The organism is Haemophilus sp. HN_Hi08, assembly GCF_049824455.1.
In the GTDB taxonomy this organism is placed as follows: Bacteria; Pseudomonadota; Gammaproteobacteria; order Enterobacterales; family Pasteurellaceae; genus Haemophilus; species Haemophilus influenzae_D.
This window is the reverse complement of record NZ_CP187493.1, coordinates 1,155,696-1,174,923: the sequence shown is the minus strand read 5'-3', so window position 1 is coordinate 1,174,923 and position 19,228 is coordinate 1,155,696. Positions and strand designations below refer to the sequence as shown.

At 38.0% G+C, this 19,228-nt stretch carries 20 protein-coding genes, 4 tRNA genes and 1 pseudogene; 9 read left to right on the top strand and 16 right to left on the bottom strand.

Annotation, left to right across the window (positions count from 1 at the left end):
- The first annotated feature begins 119 nt into the window (after positions 1-119).
- Complete coding sequence (locus tag ACPT8O_RS05785) at positions 120-1,310, top strand: amino acid aminotransferase (RefSeq protein ID WP_021035324.1); 1,191 nt, start codon at positions 120-122, stop codon at positions 1,308-1,310.
- An 84-nt stretch (positions 1,311-1,394) separates the two neighbouring features.
- Here ACPT8O_RS05785 and ACPT8O_RS05780 read toward each other — a convergent pair.
- From ACPT8O_RS05780 to ACPT8O_RS05755, 6 genes and pseudogenes are all read right to left on the bottom strand, one after another.
- Positions 1,395-1,526, bottom strand: a pseudogene (locus ACPT8O_RS05780) (hydrogenase expression/formation protein HypE); the annotation flags it as partial.
- A 6-nt stretch (positions 1,527-1,532) separates the two neighbouring features.
- On the bottom strand, positions 1,533-2,150 hold the full coding sequence (locus ACPT8O_RS05775; protein ID WP_021035325.1) for an energy-coupling factor ABC transporter ATP-binding protein: 618 nt from the start codon (positions 2,148-2,150) through the stop codon (positions 1,533-1,535).
- Positions 2,151-2,783: an energy-coupling factor transporter transmembrane component T family protein gene (locus tag ACPT8O_RS05770; RefSeq protein WP_021035326.1), complete on the bottom strand. Its 633-nt coding sequence runs from the start codon at positions 2,781-2,783 to the stop codon at positions 2,151-2,153.
- Positions 2,783-3,403: a cobalt transporter CbiM gene (cbiM, locus tag ACPT8O_RS05765; RefSeq protein WP_021035327.1), complete on the bottom strand. Its 621-nt coding sequence runs from the start codon at positions 3,401-3,403 to the stop codon at positions 2,783-2,785. The genes ACPT8O_RS05770 and cbiM overlap by 1 nt, the downstream gene beginning before the upstream one ends.
- Positions 3,403-3,888 (bottom strand): hypothetical protein, encoded by a 486-nt coding sequence (locus tag ACPT8O_RS05760; RefSeq protein WP_021035328.1) that lies wholly within the window; start codon positions 3,886-3,888, stop codon positions 3,403-3,405. The genes cbiM and ACPT8O_RS05760 overlap by 1 nt, the downstream gene beginning before the upstream one ends.
- Positions 3,889-3,900: 12 nt before the next feature.
- The gene (locus ACPT8O_RS05755) at positions 3,901-4,584 is read right to left on the bottom strand and encodes a DUF4198 domain-containing protein (protein ID WP_021035329.1); all 684 of its coding nucleotides are present in this window, start codon (positions 4,582-4,584) and stop codon (positions 3,901-3,903) included.
- 89 nt (positions 4,585-4,673) lie between these two features.
- Between ACPT8O_RS05755 and ACPT8O_RS05750 the strand changes: the two genes are divergently transcribed.
- Entirely contained in the window at positions 4,674-5,081 is a 408-nt protein-coding gene (locus ACPT8O_RS05750) for a Cd(II)/Pb(II)-responsive transcriptional regulator (protein ID WP_021035330.1), read from the top strand.
- A gap of 13 nt (positions 5,082-5,094) precedes the next feature.
- On the opposite strand, the gene ACPT8O_RS05745 is transcribed toward ACPT8O_RS05750, so the two are convergent.
- Positions 5,095-5,637 carry a tetratricopeptide repeat protein gene (locus tag ACPT8O_RS05745; RefSeq protein WP_021035331.1) on the bottom strand — a complete coding sequence of 181 codons (543 nt, stop codon included), beginning with the start codon at positions 5,635-5,637 and terminating at the stop codon, positions 5,095-5,097.
- Entirely contained in the window at positions 5,638-6,354 is a 717-nt protein-coding gene (locus ACPT8O_RS05740) for a YwiC-like family protein (protein ID WP_021035332.1), read from the bottom strand.
- Between the two features lie 111 nt (positions 6,355-6,465).
- Between ACPT8O_RS05740 and ACPT8O_RS05735 the strand changes: the two genes are divergently transcribed.
- Both ACPT8O_RS05735 and ACPT8O_RS05730 read left to right on the top strand, forming a co-directional pair.
- Positions 6,466-6,816 (top strand): RidA family protein, encoded by a 351-nt coding sequence (locus ACPT8O_RS05735; RefSeq protein ID WP_005660525.1) that lies wholly within the window; start codon positions 6,466-6,468, stop codon positions 6,814-6,816.
- Between the two features lie 28 nt (positions 6,817-6,844).
- Positions 6,845-7,249, top strand: coding sequence for a YhcB family protein (locus ACPT8O_RS05730; RefSeq protein WP_021035333.1), 405 nt, complete (start codon positions 6,845-6,847; stop codon positions 7,247-7,249).
- A 46-nt stretch (positions 7,250-7,295) separates the two neighbouring features.
- On the opposite strand, the gene ACPT8O_RS05725 is transcribed toward ACPT8O_RS05730, so the two are convergent.
- On the bottom strand, positions 7,296-7,901 hold the full coding sequence (locus ACPT8O_RS05725; RefSeq protein WP_021035334.1) for a DedA family protein: 606 nt from the start codon (positions 7,899-7,901) through the stop codon (positions 7,296-7,298).
- A 213-nt stretch (positions 7,902-8,114) separates the two neighbouring features.
- On the opposite strand from ACPT8O_RS05725, the gene rplY reads away from it, so the two are divergent.
- Positions 8,115-8,402, top strand: a complete 288-nt coding sequence (gene rplY, locus ACPT8O_RS05720; protein ID WP_005660520.1) for a 50S ribosomal protein L25 — start codon at positions 8,115-8,117, stop codon at positions 8,400-8,402.
- A gap of 98 nt (positions 8,403-8,500) precedes the next feature.
- Here rplY and ACPT8O_RS05715 read toward each other — a convergent pair whose 3' ends face one another.
- From ACPT8O_RS05715 to ACPT8O_RS05695, 5 genes are all read right to left on the bottom strand, one after another.
- Positions 8,501-9,073, bottom strand: a complete 573-nt coding sequence (locus ACPT8O_RS05715) for a DUF2726 domain-containing protein (RefSeq protein ID WP_021035336.1) — start codon at positions 9,071-9,073, stop codon at positions 8,501-8,503.
- A gap of 151 nt (positions 9,074-9,224) precedes the next feature.
- Positions 9,225-9,299 (bottom strand) — tRNA-Gln (locus ACPT8O_RS05710).
- 47 nt (positions 9,300-9,346) lie between these two features.
- Positions 9,347-9,421, bottom strand: a tRNA-Gln gene (locus ACPT8O_RS05705).
- Between the two features lie 28 nt (positions 9,422-9,449).
- Positions 9,450-9,534, bottom strand: a tRNA-Leu gene (locus ACPT8O_RS05700).
- Between the two features lie 5 nt (positions 9,535-9,539).
- Positions 9,540-9,616 (bottom strand) — tRNA-Met (locus ACPT8O_RS05695).
- A gap of 305 nt (positions 9,617-9,921) precedes the next feature.
- Here ACPT8O_RS05695 and lysC point away from each other — a divergent pair.
- Positions 9,922-11,274: a lysine-sensitive aspartokinase 3 gene (gene lysC, locus ACPT8O_RS05690; protein WP_021035337.1), complete on the top strand. Its 1,353-nt coding sequence runs from the start codon at positions 9,922-9,924 to the stop codon at positions 11,272-11,274.
- 128 nt (positions 11,275-11,402) lie between these two features.
- Positions 11,403-12,701, top strand: a complete 1,299-nt coding sequence (gene purA, locus ACPT8O_RS05685) for an adenylosuccinate synthase (RefSeq protein ID WP_021035338.1) — start codon at positions 11,403-11,405, stop codon at positions 12,699-12,701.
- 58 nt (positions 12,702-12,759) lie between these two features.
- On the opposite strand, the gene dapD is transcribed toward purA, so the two are convergent.
- Positions 12,760-13,587 (bottom strand): 2,3,4,5-tetrahydropyridine-2,6-dicarboxylate N-succinyltransferase, encoded by an 828-nt coding sequence (dapD, locus tag ACPT8O_RS05680; RefSeq protein WP_021035339.1) that lies wholly within the window; start codon positions 13,585-13,587, stop codon positions 12,760-12,762.
- Positions 13,588-13,944: 357 nt separating this feature from the next.
- On the opposite strand from dapD, the gene purR reads away from it, so the two are divergent.
- Complete coding sequence (gene purR / locus ACPT8O_RS05675; protein ID WP_021035340.1) at positions 13,945-14,955, top strand: HTH-type transcriptional repressor PurR; 1,011 nt, start codon at positions 13,945-13,947, stop codon at positions 14,953-14,955.
- A gap of 182 nt (positions 14,956-15,137) precedes the next feature.
- Positions 15,138-17,777 (top strand): phosphoenolpyruvate carboxylase, encoded by a 2,640-nt coding sequence (gene ppc / locus ACPT8O_RS05670; protein ID WP_041175348.1) that lies wholly within the window; start codon positions 15,138-15,140, stop codon positions 17,775-17,777.
- Positions 17,778-17,815: 38 nt separating this feature from the next.
- On the opposite strand, the gene ACPT8O_RS05665 is transcribed toward ppc, so the two are convergent.
- The gene (locus ACPT8O_RS05665; RefSeq protein WP_021035342.1) at positions 17,816-19,228 is read right to left on the bottom strand and encodes a YcjX family protein; all 1,413 of its coding nucleotides are present in this window, start codon (positions 19,226-19,228) and stop codon (positions 17,816-17,818) included.

Below are 19,228 nucleotides of genomic sequence, written 5' to 3'. Positions count from 1 at the left end.
TTTTGATAAATATTTAAAAATATTAAAGTGTGGTTAATTTTTATAAAATCTTTCTTGATAAAATAAAATGACTGAAGTATAAAACTATTCATCACACAACACATACATAAGGAAAAGCTATGTTTGAACATATCAAAGCGGCACCAGCCGATCCAATCTTAGGCTTAGGCGAAGCATTTAAATCCGAAACTCGCGAAAATAAAATCAATTTGGGTATTGGCGTTTATAAAGATGCGCAAGGCACAACCCCGATTATGCGTGCAGTAAAAGAAGCCGAAAAACGCTTATTTGATAAGGAAAAAACCAAGAATTATCTGACTATTGATGGTATTGCGGATTATAACGAACAAACAAAAGCGTTACTTTTCGGTAAAGATTCTGAAGTCATCCAATCTAATCGAGCAAGAACAGTACAAAGTTTAGGCGGAACAGGTGCATTACGCATTGCGGCAGAATTTATTAAACGCCAAACTAAAGCACAAAATGTTTGGATCAGCACACCAACTTGGCCAAACCACAATGCGATTTTCAATGCTGTCGGTATGACCATTCGTGAATATCGTTATTATGATGCTGAACGCAAAGCCCTTGATTGGGAACACTTATTAGAAGATTTAAGCCAAGCAAGCGAAGGCGATGTGGTGCTTTTACACGGTTGTTGCCATAATCCGACTGGTATTGACCCTACTCCAGAACAATGGCAAGAATTAGCCGCACTTTCAGCTAAAAATGGTTGGTTGCCACTCTTTGACTTTGCTTATCAAGGTTTAGCCAATGGCTTAGACCAAGATGCTTATGGTTTACGTGCTTTTGCGGCAAACCACAAAGAATTATTAGTGGCGAGTTCATTCTCGAAAAACTTTGGTTTATATAATGAACGTGTTGGTGCATTTACCCTTGTGGCAGAAAATGAAGAAATTGCTTCAACTGCATTAACCCAAGTGAAATCAATCATTCGTACACTTTACTCTAACCCTGCATCTCACGGTGGGGCGACTGTCGCAACAGTATTAAATGACACTCAACTTCGCCAAGAGTGGGAAAATGAATTAACTGAAATGCGTGAACGCATCAAAAAAATGCGTCATTTATTCGTTCAGTTACTAAAAGAATATGGTGCAGAACAAGATTTCAGCTTTATCATTGAACAAAACGGTATGTTCTCTTTCAGTGGATTAACAGGGGAACAAGTGGATCGTCTAAAAAATGAATTTGCCATTTACGCTGTTCGTTCTGGTCGTATCAACGTAGCTGGAATCACAGAAGATAATATTCGCTATCTATGTGAAAGTATCGTGAAAGTGCTTTAATAGGGTTACAAATAATATATCCTCTAAAATATTGTAAGTAAAAAATAAAGCCTTGATTATCAAGGCTTTAATTTTATCTAATCATTAACAAATTCTTGGCAATGGTTCATTTGTGGGTAAATCTAATAATCGACTTTGTCCAAAAATACCCACTAAACGCACTTTTTTATCGGTTATCACTTTCCCAATCACAGCCGCATTTTTATCTAATGGATATAGAAATCATAAACTAATAATTTCTGTGGCTAATTCGTTAATAAATCCATGATGATGGGATGAAATCAAAATGGGTAGGGAAAGTTCTCGCAAAAGTGCGGTCAATTTTTCAGTGTTTTTTCGATCTAATCCATTGGTGGGTTCATCTAATAATAAGATTTTTGGCTGCATCGCTAAGACACCTGCAAGTGCGGTAAAATTTTTCTCACCACCAGATAAGGTATGTACCATACGATCTTTTAAACGTGTAATGCCAAGACGTTCTAATTGCTGCTCTGCGATATGATACGCCTGCTCTCCAGACACATTTTGGTTTAATGGCCCGAAGGCAATATCATCCAATACTGTTGGGCCAAAAAGTTGATCATCCGCATTTTGAAAACAAATACCAATCGTGCCACGAAATGGCGCAAAATCTTTTTCTTTACGACAAACTTTGCCAAATAGTTTAATTTCCCCCTTGGTTACTGGAACAAATCCCAACAAAGCAAGCAGTAAAGTGGTTTTTCCTGAGCCAATTTCCCCTTGGACGAAAAGACGTTTTTGACCTTCCAAGGTAAAACTTAAATCTTGAATAATCGCTCTACCATTGCGTTCTATATAAAGATTATTTACAGCTAACATTTATTTTTCTCTCTTTTTGCCAAACTGAAAACCACGACATTTTAAAGCCATTTGCGCCGTTTCGGCTTTTAATAGGGCATGAATCAATAATAAAGCGACACTTTGAGCGGTCACATAAAGGGTTCGGCGATTAAGCCCAGGACGAAATCCACGAGCTCGCATAGCAATATCCATTTTTTGACGCAATTCGCCAAGCAGTGCAATGTAACGTACAGTCAGCACAAAAAGTTGAATTAATTTTTCTGGCAAAGGCAATTTGCCAATGGCTTGAACAAGCACCGCATCATTAATATTCCACAAAAAGAGCCAAAGAGAAATCAGCAATAAATGAGTCCGTAAACTCAATTTTTCTGCTAATTCTATACCTTGAAAATTGAGTTCAATGCCATTTTCGCCAATTTGCCAACTTAATGTCGCCCACATTAAAGCAATAAAAATAACTAAAGCAAACCAACGTTTAAGATAGGGCAAAAAAGATTTTTGACTGAACAGCAGTGAAATAAAAAAGAGAGAAACTGCAAGCACATTAAGGGAGATAAGCCAAGTGAGATCACTCAATCCACTGATGATTAGCCCCCAGATAAATAGATAAATCAACCTAAAGTGCGGTTGAAATAAGCGATGAATTTTCATTAAGAGACATTCTCGGTACGATTCATGACTTCAGGATACATTTTACCAAGCAAGGTAATCACTCCTACGCTGATAATACTATCCAAAATAAATACCGGAATATGAGAGACTAGCAAGAGCCAAACAAGATTCAGATAACTTTTTCCACCATCTAACATCAGCACAAAAGAAGCAAGTGCGCCTGCCCCGCCAACGCCAATTACGCCAGCTCCAATACCGACGAATAAGCGATCTTTTAAAGCTATGTGCGGTTGTAAACGAGAACGGAAAAGATAATGAGCAATCACTGCAGGCGTTGCCATCACGCATAGATTGACGCCTAACACTGCAAATCCGCCAAAAGAAAAGAAGATGACTTGCAATAAAAGTGCGATAAGAAACGCAGGAAAAACAGCCCACCCAAGGAATAAACCAGCCATACCATTTAAAATTAAATGCACACTACCAATTCCTACGGGGACATGAATGGTTCCAGCCACAAAAAATGCAGCCGCAAAAAGTGCGGTAAGGGGTAAACGTTCTGATTCTAAACGACGCAACCCCACAGCAATGCCCACAACAGCAAGCACTGTGCCAGCTAATAAAATAGGCGTATGTAACACGCCTTCAGATAAATGCATTAAATACGTCCTTGTTTAATTTTACGCGCATTACGTAAAGCAATAAGTCCAGCAATACCAACGATATAACCTATTCCGCCTAAAATATCATGTAAATAAATTTTATCTTTTAAATGCGCAATATCTTCACGAAGCAGCATTAAATCTGCACCGCTTTGATTTTCGGCAGATGTATGAGCGGCAACCACTGACGCACGGTGTCCTTCATCGCCTTCCACCACAACTTTTAAGGTTGTATGTGGCACATCAGCAATAGAAAGCTTAAATGCGCCTTGGCGGTCTGTTTTTCCAGTTAAAACAGGATCTGAAACACCCGAGCGGAAAACTTCTAAATAAGTTTCAGCTGCAGGGGTCATATCAGAATAATAGGATTTGCCAGAGAGTGTTTGCCCATCATATTGGGCAAACACATAAAGCGCATGGGCATAAGTATTCGGGAGATAGCAAGCCGCAAAAAGTGCGGTTAAAAAAACAATTTTTTTCATCCCAAATCCATATTATTGCGCGTCAAAAGTTAGCATATATTCCACAGAGCGACGATCGTAATCCGCATTATTTGTTACTTTTTCCTCAAACTCTGCCCATACTTTGTTGAAGCCTTTAGTTGGCGTAAATTGAGCGATACCTTTTTCATTGGTTAAATTGAACGGTGCATCTTCACTCACGCCCACTTTTATGCCTTGAACGGGTTTACCGTTATGTAAAACAAGGATAGAAAGTGGTTTGTTCGCTTGTGCTTTTTCTTGAGGAATCAATTCGTAAGCTTGTTGATGAGATTTGAAAGATTCAGCATCCCATTTCAAAATCGCTTTACCAAATTTAACAGGGTTGGTACTAAATTCTGCTGTTGGTTCTTCACGTTTTGTTTTTTCAACGTATTTACCGCTTGGTAATTTTGACCATACACCATTATCGAAATGAACGAATACTAAATCAGATTTAGGCATAAGATAGGCTTCGCCATTTCTGAATTGGTAATCAACGGCAGTTAATTTTCCTTGCGCATTTAAGGCTTGGATAGATTTAAGTTTAGATTCTGGATAAGTTTCAGTTTGTTCATGTCCAAATTTCACTACGTATTCATCTTGTGATGAAGCAGGCTCAAGCCAAACATTGTGTGCGTTAGCAACAGACATACCTAAAAGTGCGGTTAATCCCACTGCGATTTTTTTTAATTCCATTTTGGATACTCCTTGTTTGTTTAAGAAAATCTAGGCGTATGATAAAATATGAAGTAACTTTAGAATCAAGTCATTTTTTAAGGAAATTGATGAAAATTGGAGCACTTGCTAAAGCCCTAGGCTGTACCATAGAAACCATTCGTTATTATGAACAACAAGGTTTAATCCCACCCCCAAAACGCACTTCAGGCAATTTTCGCCAATATAATGAAGAACATTTGCAACGTTTATCATTTATTTGTAACTGCCGAAATTTAGATATTTCATTAAATGAAATAAAAAGCCTACTGAATTTAGAAAATGCTTCAAAACAGCAAGCAGAAGAAATTAATCGCGTGTTAGACAAACACATTAAAGAGGTGGCGACAAGGATTCACGAACTCGCCCATTTGCGGATGAAATTAATGGAATTACGTGAGAAAACAGTCTCGAATGATGAAGATCCAATGAAATTACTATTGCAACATAGTGGCGTGAAATTTGTGCGATTAAAATAACCGCACTTTTAGATTATGGCTGGCTAGATAAACGCTGTTTTGCTTCCTGATTACCTAATTCAGCAGCTTTTTTCAACCATTCTAAGGATTTTTTAGGTTGGTTTTGTGAGCGATAAATATTACTTAACATCATCATCGCATCCGTATCTTTAGCCCGAGCAGTACGTTCAAAAAGCTTAATGGCCTGCTCTGTATTTTGTTTGACGTAATCGCCACGCAGATACATAACGCCAAGATTATTTAGCCCTTTCACGCTGCCCTTCTCTGCGGCTTCGCTAAACCACCAATAAGCCTTTTCATAATCTCTCGCTGTGCCACGCCCGAGATTATATAACATACCAAGATTGCTTTGAGCCGTTATATTTCCTTCCAACGCCATCGGATACATAATATCGAAAACAGAGATCCATTGCTGTTTATTGGCAAACTCTTGTGCCAAATTCATTCTTGCTTGATCATCCATTTTCGAACTCGCTGTAATATCAACGGTTTTCATCGCCAAAATAGGCAAACTACAAGAAAGTAATACTGTATGAAAAAATAACTTCAGTTTCATTTATAAAGTTGCTATTAAAAGTAAAATAAAAAAGACCGCTGTAATCGCAAATTCTATTAATCCAACTTGCATAACAGAAAGCTTTTTAGTGGGCAGATAAACCGCTCGCACTAATCCAGGGACAAAAGCTAATGCTAAAATAAACTGCTGAGAAACCACAAAAATCAGCACAAATAATAAATGAAAAATCACTGATGCCCAAAAATAACGTGGATTTTTTCGCTCACGCATCATAGATTTCACATAAAGCGTTGTTCCAATAAAAAATAATGTTGGATAAATCGCCACCCAAAGTATTTTTTCATCAAAAGTGCGGTCAGAAAAGTAATAGGATCCCATTCCAGCTAAAGCAAAAATTAAGATCCCAGCCAAATCATTCCATAAGTTACGCTCATCTTTTTTCTTAGTGAAATAAATGTTCACCGCGACAAACGGCAGCATGGCAAACATAAAATACAGTACTTGCCAATTATAAATTAACGCGGGGATCGCAAAAATCACTGCGGCAGCAAAATAAATCACAGACCATTTTTTGTATAACTCAAGATTTTTACCTTTAAATAAATTCAAAAAAGGATAAGTCATCAAATAAAGCGAAAACCATCCTAATAGTAAAAATAAGTGAGCCCATACTGGATTAGCAAGTAACATACCGTAAATAAAAGGGACCAATGCCATAACAATAGCACCGTGCTGATTAGAAATAAGCAATTTCATAATAATTAAATAATTGAGAATAACTGTCGGGTATTCTAGCTTAGTAAAGAGGATTTTACAAAGCAGTAAAGGCTATTTAGAATAGAAGAAAATACCCCAAAGGAGAATCCTATGACAATTCAACGCATTTTACCCAATGCACGTTTAAGTGAAGTTTCAATTCATAACAACCTCGCCTATTTTGCAGGGCAAGTTCCAGAACTAACCATCGAGCAAAATGCCTACGAACAAACCAAAGAAGTATTAGGATTAATTGATAAATTGTTAGCAGAAATTGGCTCCAATAAAAGCAATATTTTAACTGCGCAAATTTTCTTGGCAGATATGCAAGATTATGCACAATTAAATCAAGCTTGGGATGAATGGGTCGATCATGTTAGCCCACCAAGTCGAGCGACAGTCGAAGCTAAATTAGCGGATCCTCGTTGGAAAGTTGAAATTGTTGTTATTGCAACCTGCTAGTTTTTAATCACATTAATGGGAGAACATTATGGAAAATTGGACAAATGAAATTTGGGTAGCGATTGGTATCGCTTTTATTGTTGGATTATTTATTGGTTACATTGCCGTGCGTTTAACCAAAGGTTCCGTAAAACATCAAGCTAAAACAGAGGCTGAATTAAAAACAGTCAAAACCCAACTTGATACACAAAAAGCGCAAATCGAAAAACATTTTGCAGAAAGTGCTGAATTATTCAAAACCTTAATTAAGGATTATCAAAAACTTTATCACCACTACGCAACCTCCTCCAATAATTTACTGGGCGAAAAAGATCACAAAGGTTTATTCACCCAACAGTTGATTACTGCAACAGATAAATCTCAAAATGAACAACCAAGAGATTATTCTGAAGGCGAATCAGGTTTATTTAAAGAAAAGAGAGAAGAAAATTAAAAAGTGCGGCTAAAAATAGGAATGTTTTTAGCCGTTTATTATTCTATTATTGCACTGATTTTTTAGATTTTTTCCATTTCCAAAAAAAGAATACTACAAGTAAACCAAAAAATATATAAATCACTATTTGACCTTTTTGAATTTGTGCATGTAGCCAATCTAAATTTTTAGCCCCTAATTCCCCAAGGTAAACCCAAATGGGTACAGAAATAATCGCAGCACAGAAATCTATTAAAACAAAACGAACATAACTTACACGGCGTGTAATGCCTGAGACCATATAAATTGGAGCGCGTAAACCGGGTAAAAATCGTGCAACAAACAGTACTCGATTTCCATATTGACTGAATTTTTCACGCACCATTCTTAAACGCTGTAATGTTACAATTCTACGTATTGGTCGGAAACGTAAAATTTTCGTACCATAAATTCGACCAAGCCAATACATACAGGAATCGCCAACAAGCACACCAATCATACTAACTAGCAACATCAAATGAGAATTGACATTTTCTGGATAAAGCCCCGCAATGACACCACCTGAAACTAATGTTATATCTTCTGGAATAGGTACACCAAATCCACAAATAATTAAAACAAAAAGAACAGCCCAATAACCATATTCAGTAAAAAATCCAATCAAAAATTCCATTTGTTCCTGCTTTTTTATTAATAGATGTGACAAAAAATTGGTTCACATTTTAATCTTTTTAAATCAAAAAGCCTAGAAAAAAGTTTGATTTGAAAATAAGGATATTCTATAATCCACCGCTCTCAAGGCTTGTCTTTGAGCGGTTTTTAGGAAAATTGCTGGGTCGCCTGCGATTTTCTTTCTTTTAACATTTAATTTCAAGAGAACATAAAAATGGCATTTAAATTTAACGCTGAAGTTCGTACTGCGCAAGGTAAGGGTGCGAGCCGCCGCCTGCGTAACAATGGTCAAATCCCTGCAATTGTTTATGGTGGCAGTGAAGAACCAGTTTCAATCATCTTAAACCACGATGAATTAAACAACGCGCAAGCACACGAATCTTTCTATTCTGAAGTGATTACATTAGTGATCGGTGGTAAAGAAGTTGCAGTTAAAGTACAAGCAATGCAACGTCACCCATTCAAACCAAAATTGGTTCACATTGACTTCAAACGTGCATAATTCTAGTTCACACATTTAAATAAAATAACAAAAAAGCTAAGACATTCATCTTAGCTTTTTCCTTACATATTCATTGTTTCTCAATAAATATCTAAACTTTAATTTTTTATCAAATAACGTTTTAAGTTTTCAACAACAAATTCTAATTCTGCTTTTCCATAGTTCGGCTGAAATTCTAAAAAAATCACCCCAGCCTTTCGACAAGCCTCCCGTTTCACTGCATCACGCTTCGCTGCATTATCCTGATAATGTCCCTGCCCTTGATATTCAATTACTATTACGGCATAGCCTTTCTTATCCACAATCAAAAAATCTACTCGTTTACTATTTATCGCAAAATGGGCCTCTTTATCTATTGATTCTAAAAACTCTCCCATTGAAACCTGAGTAAATAAACGGAACTCTTGATAATCTTTAGACAACAACTTTTCTAAACGAAGAAAAAGTTGATATTCACTCTTATTCATCAAAGCTTTTCTTTTATACTTATTCAATATAACGACATCAAGATGATCATTTTTATTCACAATATTAATTTTGTTTTCTGTCGAAAGATAAAGACGACTCTTCTTTGCATTACGACGAGTTGATCTTGATTTAGATGAAAATAAGCCAATGAGAAATAAAATAACAAAAATGAAAATAATGATGTATTGTAAAGAAAATTCCATATTGCTCTCCTAAATGAACAGGAAAACAAGATAGCATTAATAGAATATTACTTTATATTACAAATAAACCTGTTTGAGATCTGGATCGCAAAAACAACCTTAAATAAGACAAAAAACTAGCTTTTGTTAGTGCTATGGGAGTTAAAAAATATGGCTGGGGTACTAGGATTCGAACCTAGGAATGCTGAGATCAAAACCCAGTGCCTTACCGCTTGGCGATACCCCAATTAGATAAATCTTTGATTGGATATAAAGAAGACTTTTTTGATAGTATGGCTGGGGTACTAGGATTCGAACCTAGGAATGCTGAGATCAAAACCCAGTGCCTTACCGCTTGGCGATACCCCAACGACTATTTGAATTACAAAGCGATAAATGGTGCGGGACGAGGGACTTGAACCCACACACCTCTCGGCGCCAGAACCTAAATCTGGTGCGTCTACCAATTTCGCCAGTCCCGCAAATTTGGTGGCTACAGCGAGATTCGAACTTGCGACCCCAACATTATGAGTGTTGTGCTCTAACCAACTGAGCTATGTAGCCATTACTTAATTTGCTTAACCATATCGGCTTTGCGGGGCGTATTATGCTAATTTTGATGATCCTCGTCAAATACTTTTTTACAAAAAAAGCAATTTTATGTTTGTTTGCTTATTAATGAAGCATATCACTTATTTTTTATTCATTTATACAACTTATATGTCTTTCTCAACAACCAATTTTTCCTAATCCTATTTTTTCTTTTATGCGTTCATTTATTGTTAATTAAAATTTATTTGACAAAAAATAATGAAATCGTTATTTCTATACCTATTATTCTAAAAAAACACAACATCTAGGAGTATCTTATGTCCCATCTCTCGGTTGCCAAATTTGGCGGAACATCCGTTGCTAACCACGATGCAATGACAGCTTGTGCAAAAATTATCATTGCCGATCCAAATACACGCGTAGTCGTGCTTTCTGCATCAGCTGGTGTAACAAATTTATTAGTGGCTTTAGCAAATGGTGTAAAAGCGACAGAACGTGAAAAATTAATTGGCGAAATCCGTCAAATTCAAGAGAATATTTTGAATGAATTAAAAGACGACAGCCGTATCCGTCCAATTATTGAAAAATATCTTGAAAATATTACCGCACTTTCTGAAGCAGCTAGTCTTGCAACCTCTCCCGCATTAACCGATGAACTTATCAGTCACGGCGAAATGATGTCTACTCAAATTTTTATTGAGATTTTACGTGAGCAAAACGCATCTGCGACTTGGGTTGATGTGCGTACAATTGTTTCAACCAATAACCATTTTGGTAAAGCTGCGCCAAATGATGAACAAACCCAATCAAACAGCGATAGCATTTTAAAACCATTAATAGACCGCGGCGAATTAGTTATTACCCAAGGTTTTATCGGACGTGAACCAAGCGGTAAAACAACCACATTAGGTCGTGGCGGTAGCGACTACTCTGCTGCTTTATTAGCCGAAGTATTAAATGCAAAAGACGTTTTAATTTGGACTGATGTAGCAGGCATTTATACAACCGATCCACGCATTGTTCCGACAGCACAACGCATCGACACAATGAGCTTTGCTGAAGCCGCTGAAATGGCAACCTTTGGGGCTAAAGTGCTACACCCAGCCACATTGCTCCCTGCCGTACGTAGCAATATCCCTGTTTATGTGGGTTCAAGCAAAGCACCTGAAGCGTGTGGTACTTGGGTTACTCGTGATCCTCAACCGCGTCCAACTTTCCGTGCAATTGCATTACGCCGAGATCAAACTTTACTCACGCTTTCGAGCTTAAGTATGTTGCACGCACAAGGTTTCTTAGCAAATGTATTTAACATTTTAGCTAAACACAAAATTTCAGTGGATACCATTACCACCTCAGAAGTAAGCATTGCATTAACATTAGATAAAACAGGTTCTGCATCTTCAGGTGCGGAATTACTTTCAACCGAATTATTAGATGAACTTCGTCAATACTGTTCAGTAAAAGTCGATACAGGATTATCATTAGTTGCATTAATCGGTAATGACCTGCATATTACTTCAGGTGTGGCAAAATGTATTTTTGATACTGTTCAATCTTATAATGTGCGAATGATTAGTTATGGGGCAAGTACCAACAATGTTTGTATGTTAGTACAAAGTGAACATTCTGATGAAATTGTACGCTCATTACACAAATCCTTATTTGAATAAAGTTTAAACCTAAAGTGCGGTGAAAAATTACCGCACTTTTTCTTTTATATCATTGAGATTAAAGTTGAAAAAGAGTAAAGTAAACGACTGTTTATTTGACTAATTTAACCGAATAAAAGGCGGAAATTATGGGAAAAAGCGTTGTTATCTTAGGCGCACAATGGGGCGATGAAGGTAAAGGAAAAATCGTTGATCTTTTGACGGATCGCGTAAAATACGTAGTTCGTTATCAAGGCGGTCATAACGCAGGTCACACACTTATCATCAATGGCGAAAAAACCGTATTACGTTTAATTCCATCTGGTATGTTACATCCAAACGTAACTTGCTTAATTGGTAATGGCGTTGTGGTTTCGCCTGAAGCATTAATGAAAGAAATGGGCGAACTTGAAAGCCGAGGTATTAAAGTTCGTGAACGTTTATTAATTTCAGAAGCTTGTCCTTTGATTCTGCCTTATCACGTTGCTATGGATCACGCCCGTGAAGCAGCCCTTGGCAAAAAAGCTATAGGTACAACGGGTCGTGGTATTGGCCCAGCTTATGAAGATAAAGTGGCTCGTCGTGGTTTACGCGTAGGCGATTTGTTCGACAAAGAAGCTTTTGCCGAAAAACTCAAAAATATCCTTGAATACTATAATTTCCAATTAGTGAACTACTACAAAGTTGAACCTGTCGATTATCAAAAAACCTTAGATGATGTAATGGCAATTGCCAATGTAATTACGGGAATGGTGGCAGACATCACTACAATTCTTGATACCGCACGCAAAAATGGCGAACATATTTTATTTGAAGGCGCACAAGGCACAATGTTAGATATCGACCACGGTACATATCCGTATGTCACTAGTTCAAATACAACGGCTGGTGGCGTTGCAACAGGTTCTGGATTTGGCCCACGCAATCTTGATTATGTACTTGGTATCATCAAGGCTTACTGTACTCGTGTAGGCGGTGGCCCATTCACAACGGAATTATTTGATGATGTGGGTGCTAAAATTGCACGTAAAGGTAACGAGTTTGGTGCGGTAACAGGTCGTCCACGTCGTTGTGGTTGGTTCGATGCCGTTGCAATTCGCCGTGCAATCCAACTCAATTCCATTTCAGGTTTCTGTATGACTAAACTAGACGTGTTAGATGGTTTTGATGAAGTAAAAATCTGCGTTGCTTACAAAATGCCAAATGGCGAAATCGTTGAATATGCACCGTTAGCGGCAAAAGATTGGGAAGGTGTAGAACCAATTTATGAAACATTACCCGGTTGGAAAGAAAATACTTTCCGCATCACAGATGTAAATAAATTGCCACAAAACTGTATTAACTATATTAAACGTATTGAAGAAGTGACTGGTGTACCTATTGATATTCTTTCAACAGGCCCTGATCGTGTAGAAACCATGATTTTACGCGACCCATTCGCCGCTTAATTTCTTTTGATTTTCAGACCGCACTTTAAAAGTGCGGTCTTTTTTTATGATTTTTTTACTATTCTTCAATAGAACGTAATAATTCATTGATGCCAACTTTACCTAAAGTTTTCGCATCCACTTTTTTCACGATCACAGCACAGTATAAGCTATATTTTCCACATTTTGATGGAAGGCTACCAGACACCACCACAGAACCTGCTGGTACGCGACCATAATGAATTTCGCCTGTTTCACGATCATAAATTTTAGTTGATTGACCGATGAATACGCCCATTGAAATAACACAGCCATCTTCTACAATAACACCTTCAACCACTTCTGAACGTGCGCCGATAAAGCAGTTATCGCCGATAATGGTTGGATTAGCTTGTAATGGCTCTAACACGCCGCCGATACCTACACCGCCAGATAAATGAACATTTTTACCAATTTGCGCACAAGAGCCTACTGTCGCCCAAGTATCCACCATGGTGCCTTCGCCAACGTAAGCACCAATGTTTACATAAGATGGCATTAATACGCAGTTTTTAGAAATATATGCGCCTTTACGCACCGTTGCAGAAGGCACAACACGGAAACCTTCTTCGGCAAAACGCTCTTCGGTGTAATCCGCAAATTTTAATGCCACTTTGTCGTAATATTTTGTTTCTGCACCATCAATGATTTGGTTGTCATTAATACGGAATGAAAGTAAAACCGCTTTTTTTAACCATTGATGTGTTACCCATTCGCCATCAATTTTTTCGGCTACACGATATTTTCCAGAATCTAACCCTTCGATTACTTCTTCAATTGCCGCGCGCGTTTCTGCATCAACGGTTTTTGGTGTAATTTCTGCACGTTTTTCAAATGCAGCTTCAATAATTGCTTGTAAATTTGACATAGAACTTCCTATATGTTGTGAATAAAACGGCGTTAGTTTTACCATATTTTAAACGGGCAAGCAAAACACCGAAAAAAATCACCGCACTTTGTAGAAACAAAACTGCGGTGATAATAAAAAGTTGATTTGATTAAAAGATTGAAAGTGCAAGCCCCACGACAACAGACATACTAAAAACAACCATAATCATTGCATAACCAAAATCGCTCATTTTGTTCTCCTCATAAAAAATAACGCAGACATTCTAGCAAGAATAATACGAAAAAATCACTTCTTTTTATAAAAAATTTGCAATAAAGATGACTAAATTCTCAACAAACCTTTATAATAGGAAAAATTTTTTAGGGATTTAAATATATGGCAACAATTAAAGATGTGGCAAAAATAGCTGGTGTGTCCACCACAACCGTATCTCACGTAATTAATAAAACCCGTTTCGTTGCAAAAGATACGGAAGAAGCGGTGTTATCCGCAATTAAACAACTTAATTATTCCCCTAGTGCTGTAGCGCGCAGTTTAAAAGTCAATACTACTAAATCCATTGGCATGATTGTGACAACCAGTGAAGCACCGTATTTTGCCGAAATCATTCATTCTGTTGAAGAACATTGCTATCGACAAGGTTATTCTTTGTTCTTATGTAACACACAAAATGATCCTGAAAAAGTCAAAAATCATTTAGAAATGTTGGCAAAAAAACGGGTTGATGGCTTGCTTGTAATGTGTTCTGAATATACGCAAGATTCATTGGATTTACTTTCATCATTTTCCACTATTCCAATGGTTGTAATGGATTGGGGCCCAAATGCTAATACCGATGTGATTGATGATCATAGTTTTGATGGCGGATATTTAGCAACCAAACACCTCATTGAGTGCGGTCATAAAAAAATCGGGATTATCTGCGGCGAACTCAATAAAACTACCGCAAGAACACGTTATGAAGGCTTTGTAAAAGCAATGGAAGAAGCTAAATTAACCATCAATCCGTCTTGGGTACTAGAAGGTGCATTTGAGCCTGAAGATGGTTATGAATGTATGAATCGTTTACTGACTCAAGAGGAATTACCAACTGCCCTATTCTGTTGTAACGATGTGATGGCGTTAGGTGCAATTTCCGCTCTGACAGAAAAAGACTTACGCGTGCCAGAGGATATGTCCATTATCGGCTATGATGATATTCACGCCTCACGTTTCTACGCACCACCATTAACCACCATTCATCAATCAAAACTACGTTTAGGCAGACAGGCAGTAAATATTCTGTTAGAACGAATTAGTCACAAAGATGAAAGCGTTCAACAATATGGTCGTATTGATATAGCCCCTGAGCTTATCATTCGAAAATCCGTTAAATCGATTTTATAAACTTAACAAAAATAGACCGCACTTTTTAAACAATCCCTAAAAAGCGCGGTTCTTTTTTAGCTATTTTTTAGCTTTTCTTGATTATTTTCAAAATTTCTCTGAATAGCATTTGCCCTCCACCCTATTTTTAGTTATATCTACCGCCAACTGACAAATTTTATTTTTTACTTTTAGGAGTTCCTATGACACAAGAGTACGCCACTCTGCGCAATAACATTAGTATGTTAGGGCGTTTTCTCGGAGAAACAATCAACGATGCACAGGGCGAGGATATTCTCGAGTTAATCGAAAACATTCGTAAACTTTCTCGCAATTCTCGTGCTGGCGATGATAAAGCAAGACAAGCATTGCTCGACACGCTCGGCAGTATTTCTAATGAAAATATTATTCCCGTCGCACGTGCTTTCAGCCAATTTTTAAACCTCACAAACATTGCTGAACAATATCAAACGATTTCCCGTGAACATTCTCTTGCACAAAGTTCTTCTCAATCCTTAAGCGAACTTTTCAAACGTTTAAAAGAACAAAATGCCTCAGTGGAAGAGGTGCATAAAACCGTCGAAAAATTATTAATTGAGCTTGTTCTGACCGCACATCCAACAGAAACAACACGTCGTTCATTAATTCATAAACACATTGAAATCAATAAATGTTTAAGCAAATTAGAGCATAATGATTTAACGGAAAAAGAACGCAATATTATTGAGCGTCTATTACTTCGTTTAATCGCAGAAGCGTGGCATACCAACGAAATTCGTACTGTTCGTCCAACGCCATTTGATGAAGCAAAATGGGGCTTTGCAATGTTGGAAAACAGTTTGTGGCAAGCTGTACCAGAATTTTTACGCCAACTAAATGAAACCGCCCGTGAATTTTTAGGTTACGATTTGCCAGTGGGATTAAAACCCGTACGCATTTCCTCTTGGATGGGCGGCGACCGAGATGGAAACCCATTTGTTACCGCACAAATCACCAAAAAAGTACTTTATTTTGCCCGTTGGAAAGCGGCAGATTTATTCTTACAAGACATCAGCAAATTAGCCGATGAACTTTCAATGATGAGATGTAGCGATGAATTTCGTGTTAAATACGGTAACCATTTAGAACCCTATCGTTTCGTAGTAAAAAATTTACGCCATCAGCTAACAGCAACCTTAGCTTATTTTGATGATCGCTTATCTGATCGCACACCGCGCGTATCTGAAAGCGAAATTATTTTAGAAGATAATCAACTTTGGGAACCGCTTTACGATTGTTATCAATCTTTAATTCAATGCGGTATGCGCATTATTGCAAATGGTTCATTATTGGATATTTTGCACCGTATTAGTTGTTTTGGCGTGACACTTTCTCAGATGGATATTCGCCAAGAAAGCACTCGTCACACCGATGCCATTGCTGAAATCACGCGCTATATTGGTTTGGGCGATTACGCTCAATGGACGGAAGACGATAAACAGGCTTTCTTAATTCGGGAATTAAGCTCACGCCGTCCATTAATTCCGCAAAACTGGACGCCATCGCCTGAAACCCAAGAAATTTTAGATACTTGCAAAGTCATTGCTCAACAAAAACAAGGTGTAATAGCCTGTTATGTTATTTCGATGGCACGCAGTGCCTCTGATGTTTTAGCCGTTCATTTACTCTTAAAAGAAGCGGGCGTGCCATATCATATTCCTGTTGTGCCATTATTTGAAACCTTGGAGGATCTAGATGCAGCTGAAAAAGTCATGACTCAACTTTTCAATGTGGGTTGGTATCGTGGCGTTATCAATAATCGTCAAATGGTAATGATTGGTTATTCAGATTCGGCAAAAGATGCGGGAATGATGGCTGCCTCTTGGGCGCAATATCGTGCACAAGAAGCCTTAGTGAATTTAACGGAAAAACTTGGTATTGAACTCACTTTATTCCACGGACGTGGTGGCACAATTGGTCGTGGCGGTGCGCCAGCACATGCGGCATTACTTTCTCAACCGCCTCGTTCCCTAAAAAATGGTTTACGTGTAACAGAACAAGGCGAAATGATTCGCTTCAAACTGGGTTTACCGGCTGTAGCGGTAGAAACCTTTGATCTCTACGCCAGTGCTATTTTAGAAGCAAATCTGTTACCGCCACCAGAACCGAAACCAGAATGGCGTAACATAATGGACGAGCTTTCCACGATTTCTTGCGATATTTATCGTGGTGTGGTGCGTGGCGATAAAGATTTCGTGCCTTATTTCCGTAGTGCAACGCCAGAACAGGAGCTGTCCAAATTGCCGCTTGGATCTCGCCCAGCAAAACGCAATCCAAATGGCGGTGTGGAAAGTTTACGTGCCATCCCTTGGATTTTTGCGTGGATGCAAAACCGTTTAATGCTGCCAGCTTGGTTGGGGGCTAGTGCAGCTATCCGCCAGATTATTGAACAAGGCAAAGGCGATATTATTCATAAAATGTGCGAAAACTGGCCGTTCTTTTCAACGCGAATCGGAATGTTGGAAATGGTATTTAGTAAATCAGATACCTGGCTTTCCCAACAATATGATCAACGATTAGTGAAAAAAGAACTTTGGTATTTAGGGGAAAATTTACGTAAGCAACTTGAAGATGATATTCAAACTGTACTTTCACTTTCTCATCAAAGTGAATTGATGTCTGATTTACCTTGGATTGCAGATTCAATCGCATTGCGTAATATCTACACGGATCCTCTCAATCTACTACAAGTGGAATTGCTTCATCGTTTCCGTGAAAATCCAGAGCAAGTCAATCCCGATGTGGAACAAGCATTGATGATTACCATTACAGGTATCGCAGCTGGAATGCGTAATACGGGCTAGAACGATGAAAAAAGTGCGGAAAAATTTTCCGCACTTTTTTATTCAAATCGATCACTTAATAAAAATTGTAAAACTGCATCCATTCTCAAATGAGGAATACTCTCCCCTTGTTCTAAAGGCTGAGGTTCAAAACTATCGAAATCAAAATGCGGTTGTTTTTGCCAGAATTCTGATCTTGGTAATTTACTCGGCACCGTTCCTGGATAAAGCGTAATCGGTTGTTTATCAATAGAACGAATCCCTTGAATCGCTTTAATTTCTTTTCCTTGCTGATTTACAATCACTTGCTTTGTGGTACGAACAGCCGCAATCGCGGTATATTCCGTATCAATTCCTTCAAATTCCACATGGCGACCGCCCTCTTGCACAATTTGGCGTATTAAACTCACTAAATTAGGCATTTGATCGCGAGTAATATGATCCGCTTTCGTCGCAACAAACATTAATCGATCAATTCTCGGGGAAAACAAACGATGAAGAAAATTTCTACTGCCATAATGGAAATTATTAAATAACTGATTTAAGCCCATTTGCATATCTAAAAAGGCTTGCTGGCTGTGATTTAAAGGCGTTAAACAATCCGCCAAAATCACTTGGCGATCAAAATTAGAAAAATAATTTTCGTAAAAACCTTTCACAATTTTATTGCGATAATAATTATAACGTGTTGTCAGCACGGCAAAATAGCTATTCGATTTGGCTGTTTTTTTCAAGGTTTGCCACTGTTCTTCTGAAAGATGAATTAATGGAAAAAATTGTAATGCGGGTGCGCCCTCTAAATCACTTGGCAACACAAATCGCCCAGGCTGAATAAATTGCATGCCTTGCGACTTGCATTGGTGTAAATAATCCGTATAACTTTTCGCAATCTTGGCTAAAACATCTTCATTTGCGACCGCACTTAAATCCAAATCCTGTAACATAGCAAGCCAATTTCGCGCTAATTCTTCGCGAATACCTGTGGTTGCCTTGACTTGTTCTTGTGACCATTGTTGAAAATCTAGATTTAACAACGGCAAATCGAGTAGCCATTCCCCTGGATAATCAAAAATATCCAGATAAAGCGTACTGCGTTCTTTCAAATGACGTAGCAAGCCAGATTGACGTTGAAAACGAATGGCTAAACGCGTTTCACTCACTCCACGAGTAGACTGAAACCATTGAGGCGGATTTTGTGACAAATCATTTAAATTACTTTCATAATCAAAACGTGGCACGCTGAGATCTTGTTGGGATACTCGTTTGACTGCCAAAATTGAACCATTTCTAGCCGCTTCAAACAAGGGCAAATGCTGTGGCGAATTTTGATTAATAGAGAGAAGTTGATTAATTAAACTTGTAATAAACACCGTTTTTCCACTTCGACTTAACCCTGTTACCGCCAAGCGCAAAGTGCGGTCAAAACCACGATTAATAATTTGATTGATTTCCTTTTGAACCCGATTAAACAT

What these genes read in the sequence shown, in the direction of transcription:
- ACPT8O_RS05755 (WP_021035329.1), bottom strand. Translation starts at nt 4,584, where the DNA reads ATGGAATTAAAAAAAATCGCAGTGGGATTAACCGCACTTTTAGGTATG.
- ACPT8O_RS05735 (WP_005660525.1), top strand. Translation starts at nt 6,466, where the DNA reads ATGACAATTCAACGCATTTTACCCAATGCACGTTTAAGTGAAGTTTCA.
- purR (WP_021035340.1), top strand. Translation starts at nt 13,945, where the DNA reads ATGGCAACAATTAAAGATGTGGCAAAAATAGCTGGTGTGTCCACCACA.
- ACPT8O_RS05785 (WP_021035324.1), top strand. Translation starts at nt 120, where the DNA reads ATGTTTGAACATATCAAAGCGGCACCAGCCGATCCAATCTTAGGCTTA.
- dapD (WP_021035339.1), bottom strand. Translation starts at nt 13,587, where the DNA reads ATGTCAAATTTACAAGCAATTATTGAAGCTGCATTTGAAAAACGTGCA.
- ppc (WP_041175348.1), top strand. Translation starts at nt 15,138, where the DNA reads ATGACACAAGAGTACGCCACTCTGCGCAATAACATTAGTATGTTAGGG.
- ACPT8O_RS05665 (WP_021035342.1), bottom strand. Translation starts at nt 19,228, where the DNA reads ATGTTTAATCGGGTTCAAAAGGAAATCAATCAAATTATTAATCGTGGT.
- lysC (WP_021035337.1), top strand. Translation starts at nt 9,922, where the DNA reads ATGTCCCATCTCTCGGTTGCCAAATTTGGCGGAACATCCGTTGCTAAC.
- ACPT8O_RS05745 (WP_021035331.1), bottom strand. Translation starts at nt 5,637, where the DNA reads ATGAAACTGAAGTTATTTTTTCATACAGTATTACTTTCTTGTAGTTTG.
- ACPT8O_RS05715 (WP_021035336.1), bottom strand. Translation starts at nt 9,073, where the DNA reads ATGGAATTTTCTTTACAATACATCATTATTTTCATTTTTGTTATTTTA.
- cbiM (WP_021035327.1), bottom strand. Translation starts at nt 3,403, where the DNA reads ATGCATTTATCTGAAGGCGTGTTACATACGCCTATTTTATTAGCTGGC.
- ACPT8O_RS05760 (WP_021035328.1), bottom strand. Translation starts at nt 3,888, where the DNA reads ATGAAAAAAATTGTTTTTTTAACCGCACTTTTTGCGGCTTGCTATCTC.
- ACPT8O_RS05740 (WP_021035332.1), bottom strand. Translation starts at nt 6,354, where the DNA reads ATGAAATTGCTTATTTCTAATCAGCACGGTGCTATTGTTATGGCATTG.
- ACPT8O_RS05730 (WP_021035333.1), top strand. Translation starts at nt 6,845, where the DNA reads ATGGAAAATTGGACAAATGAAATTTGGGTAGCGATTGGTATCGCTTTT.
- ACPT8O_RS05775 (WP_021035325.1), bottom strand. Translation starts at nt 2,150, where the DNA reads ATGTTAGCTGTAAATAATCTTTATATAGAACGCAATGGTAGAGCGATT.
- ACPT8O_RS05770 (WP_021035326.1), bottom strand. Translation starts at nt 2,783, where the DNA reads ATGAAAATTCATCGCTTATTTCAACCGCACTTTAGGTTGATTTATCTA.
- rplY (WP_005660520.1), top strand. Translation starts at nt 8,115, where the DNA reads ATGGCATTTAAATTTAACGCTGAAGTTCGTACTGCGCAAGGTAAGGGT.
- ACPT8O_RS05750 (WP_021035330.1), top strand. Translation starts at nt 4,674, where the DNA reads ATGAAAATTGGAGCACTTGCTAAAGCCCTAGGCTGTACCATAGAAACC.
- ACPT8O_RS05725 (WP_021035334.1), bottom strand. Translation starts at nt 7,901, where the DNA reads ATGGAATTTTTGATTGGATTTTTTACTGAATATGGTTATTGGGCTGTT.
- purA (WP_021035338.1), top strand. Translation starts at nt 11,403, where the DNA reads ATGGGAAAAAGCGTTGTTATCTTAGGCGCACAATGGGGCGATGAAGGT.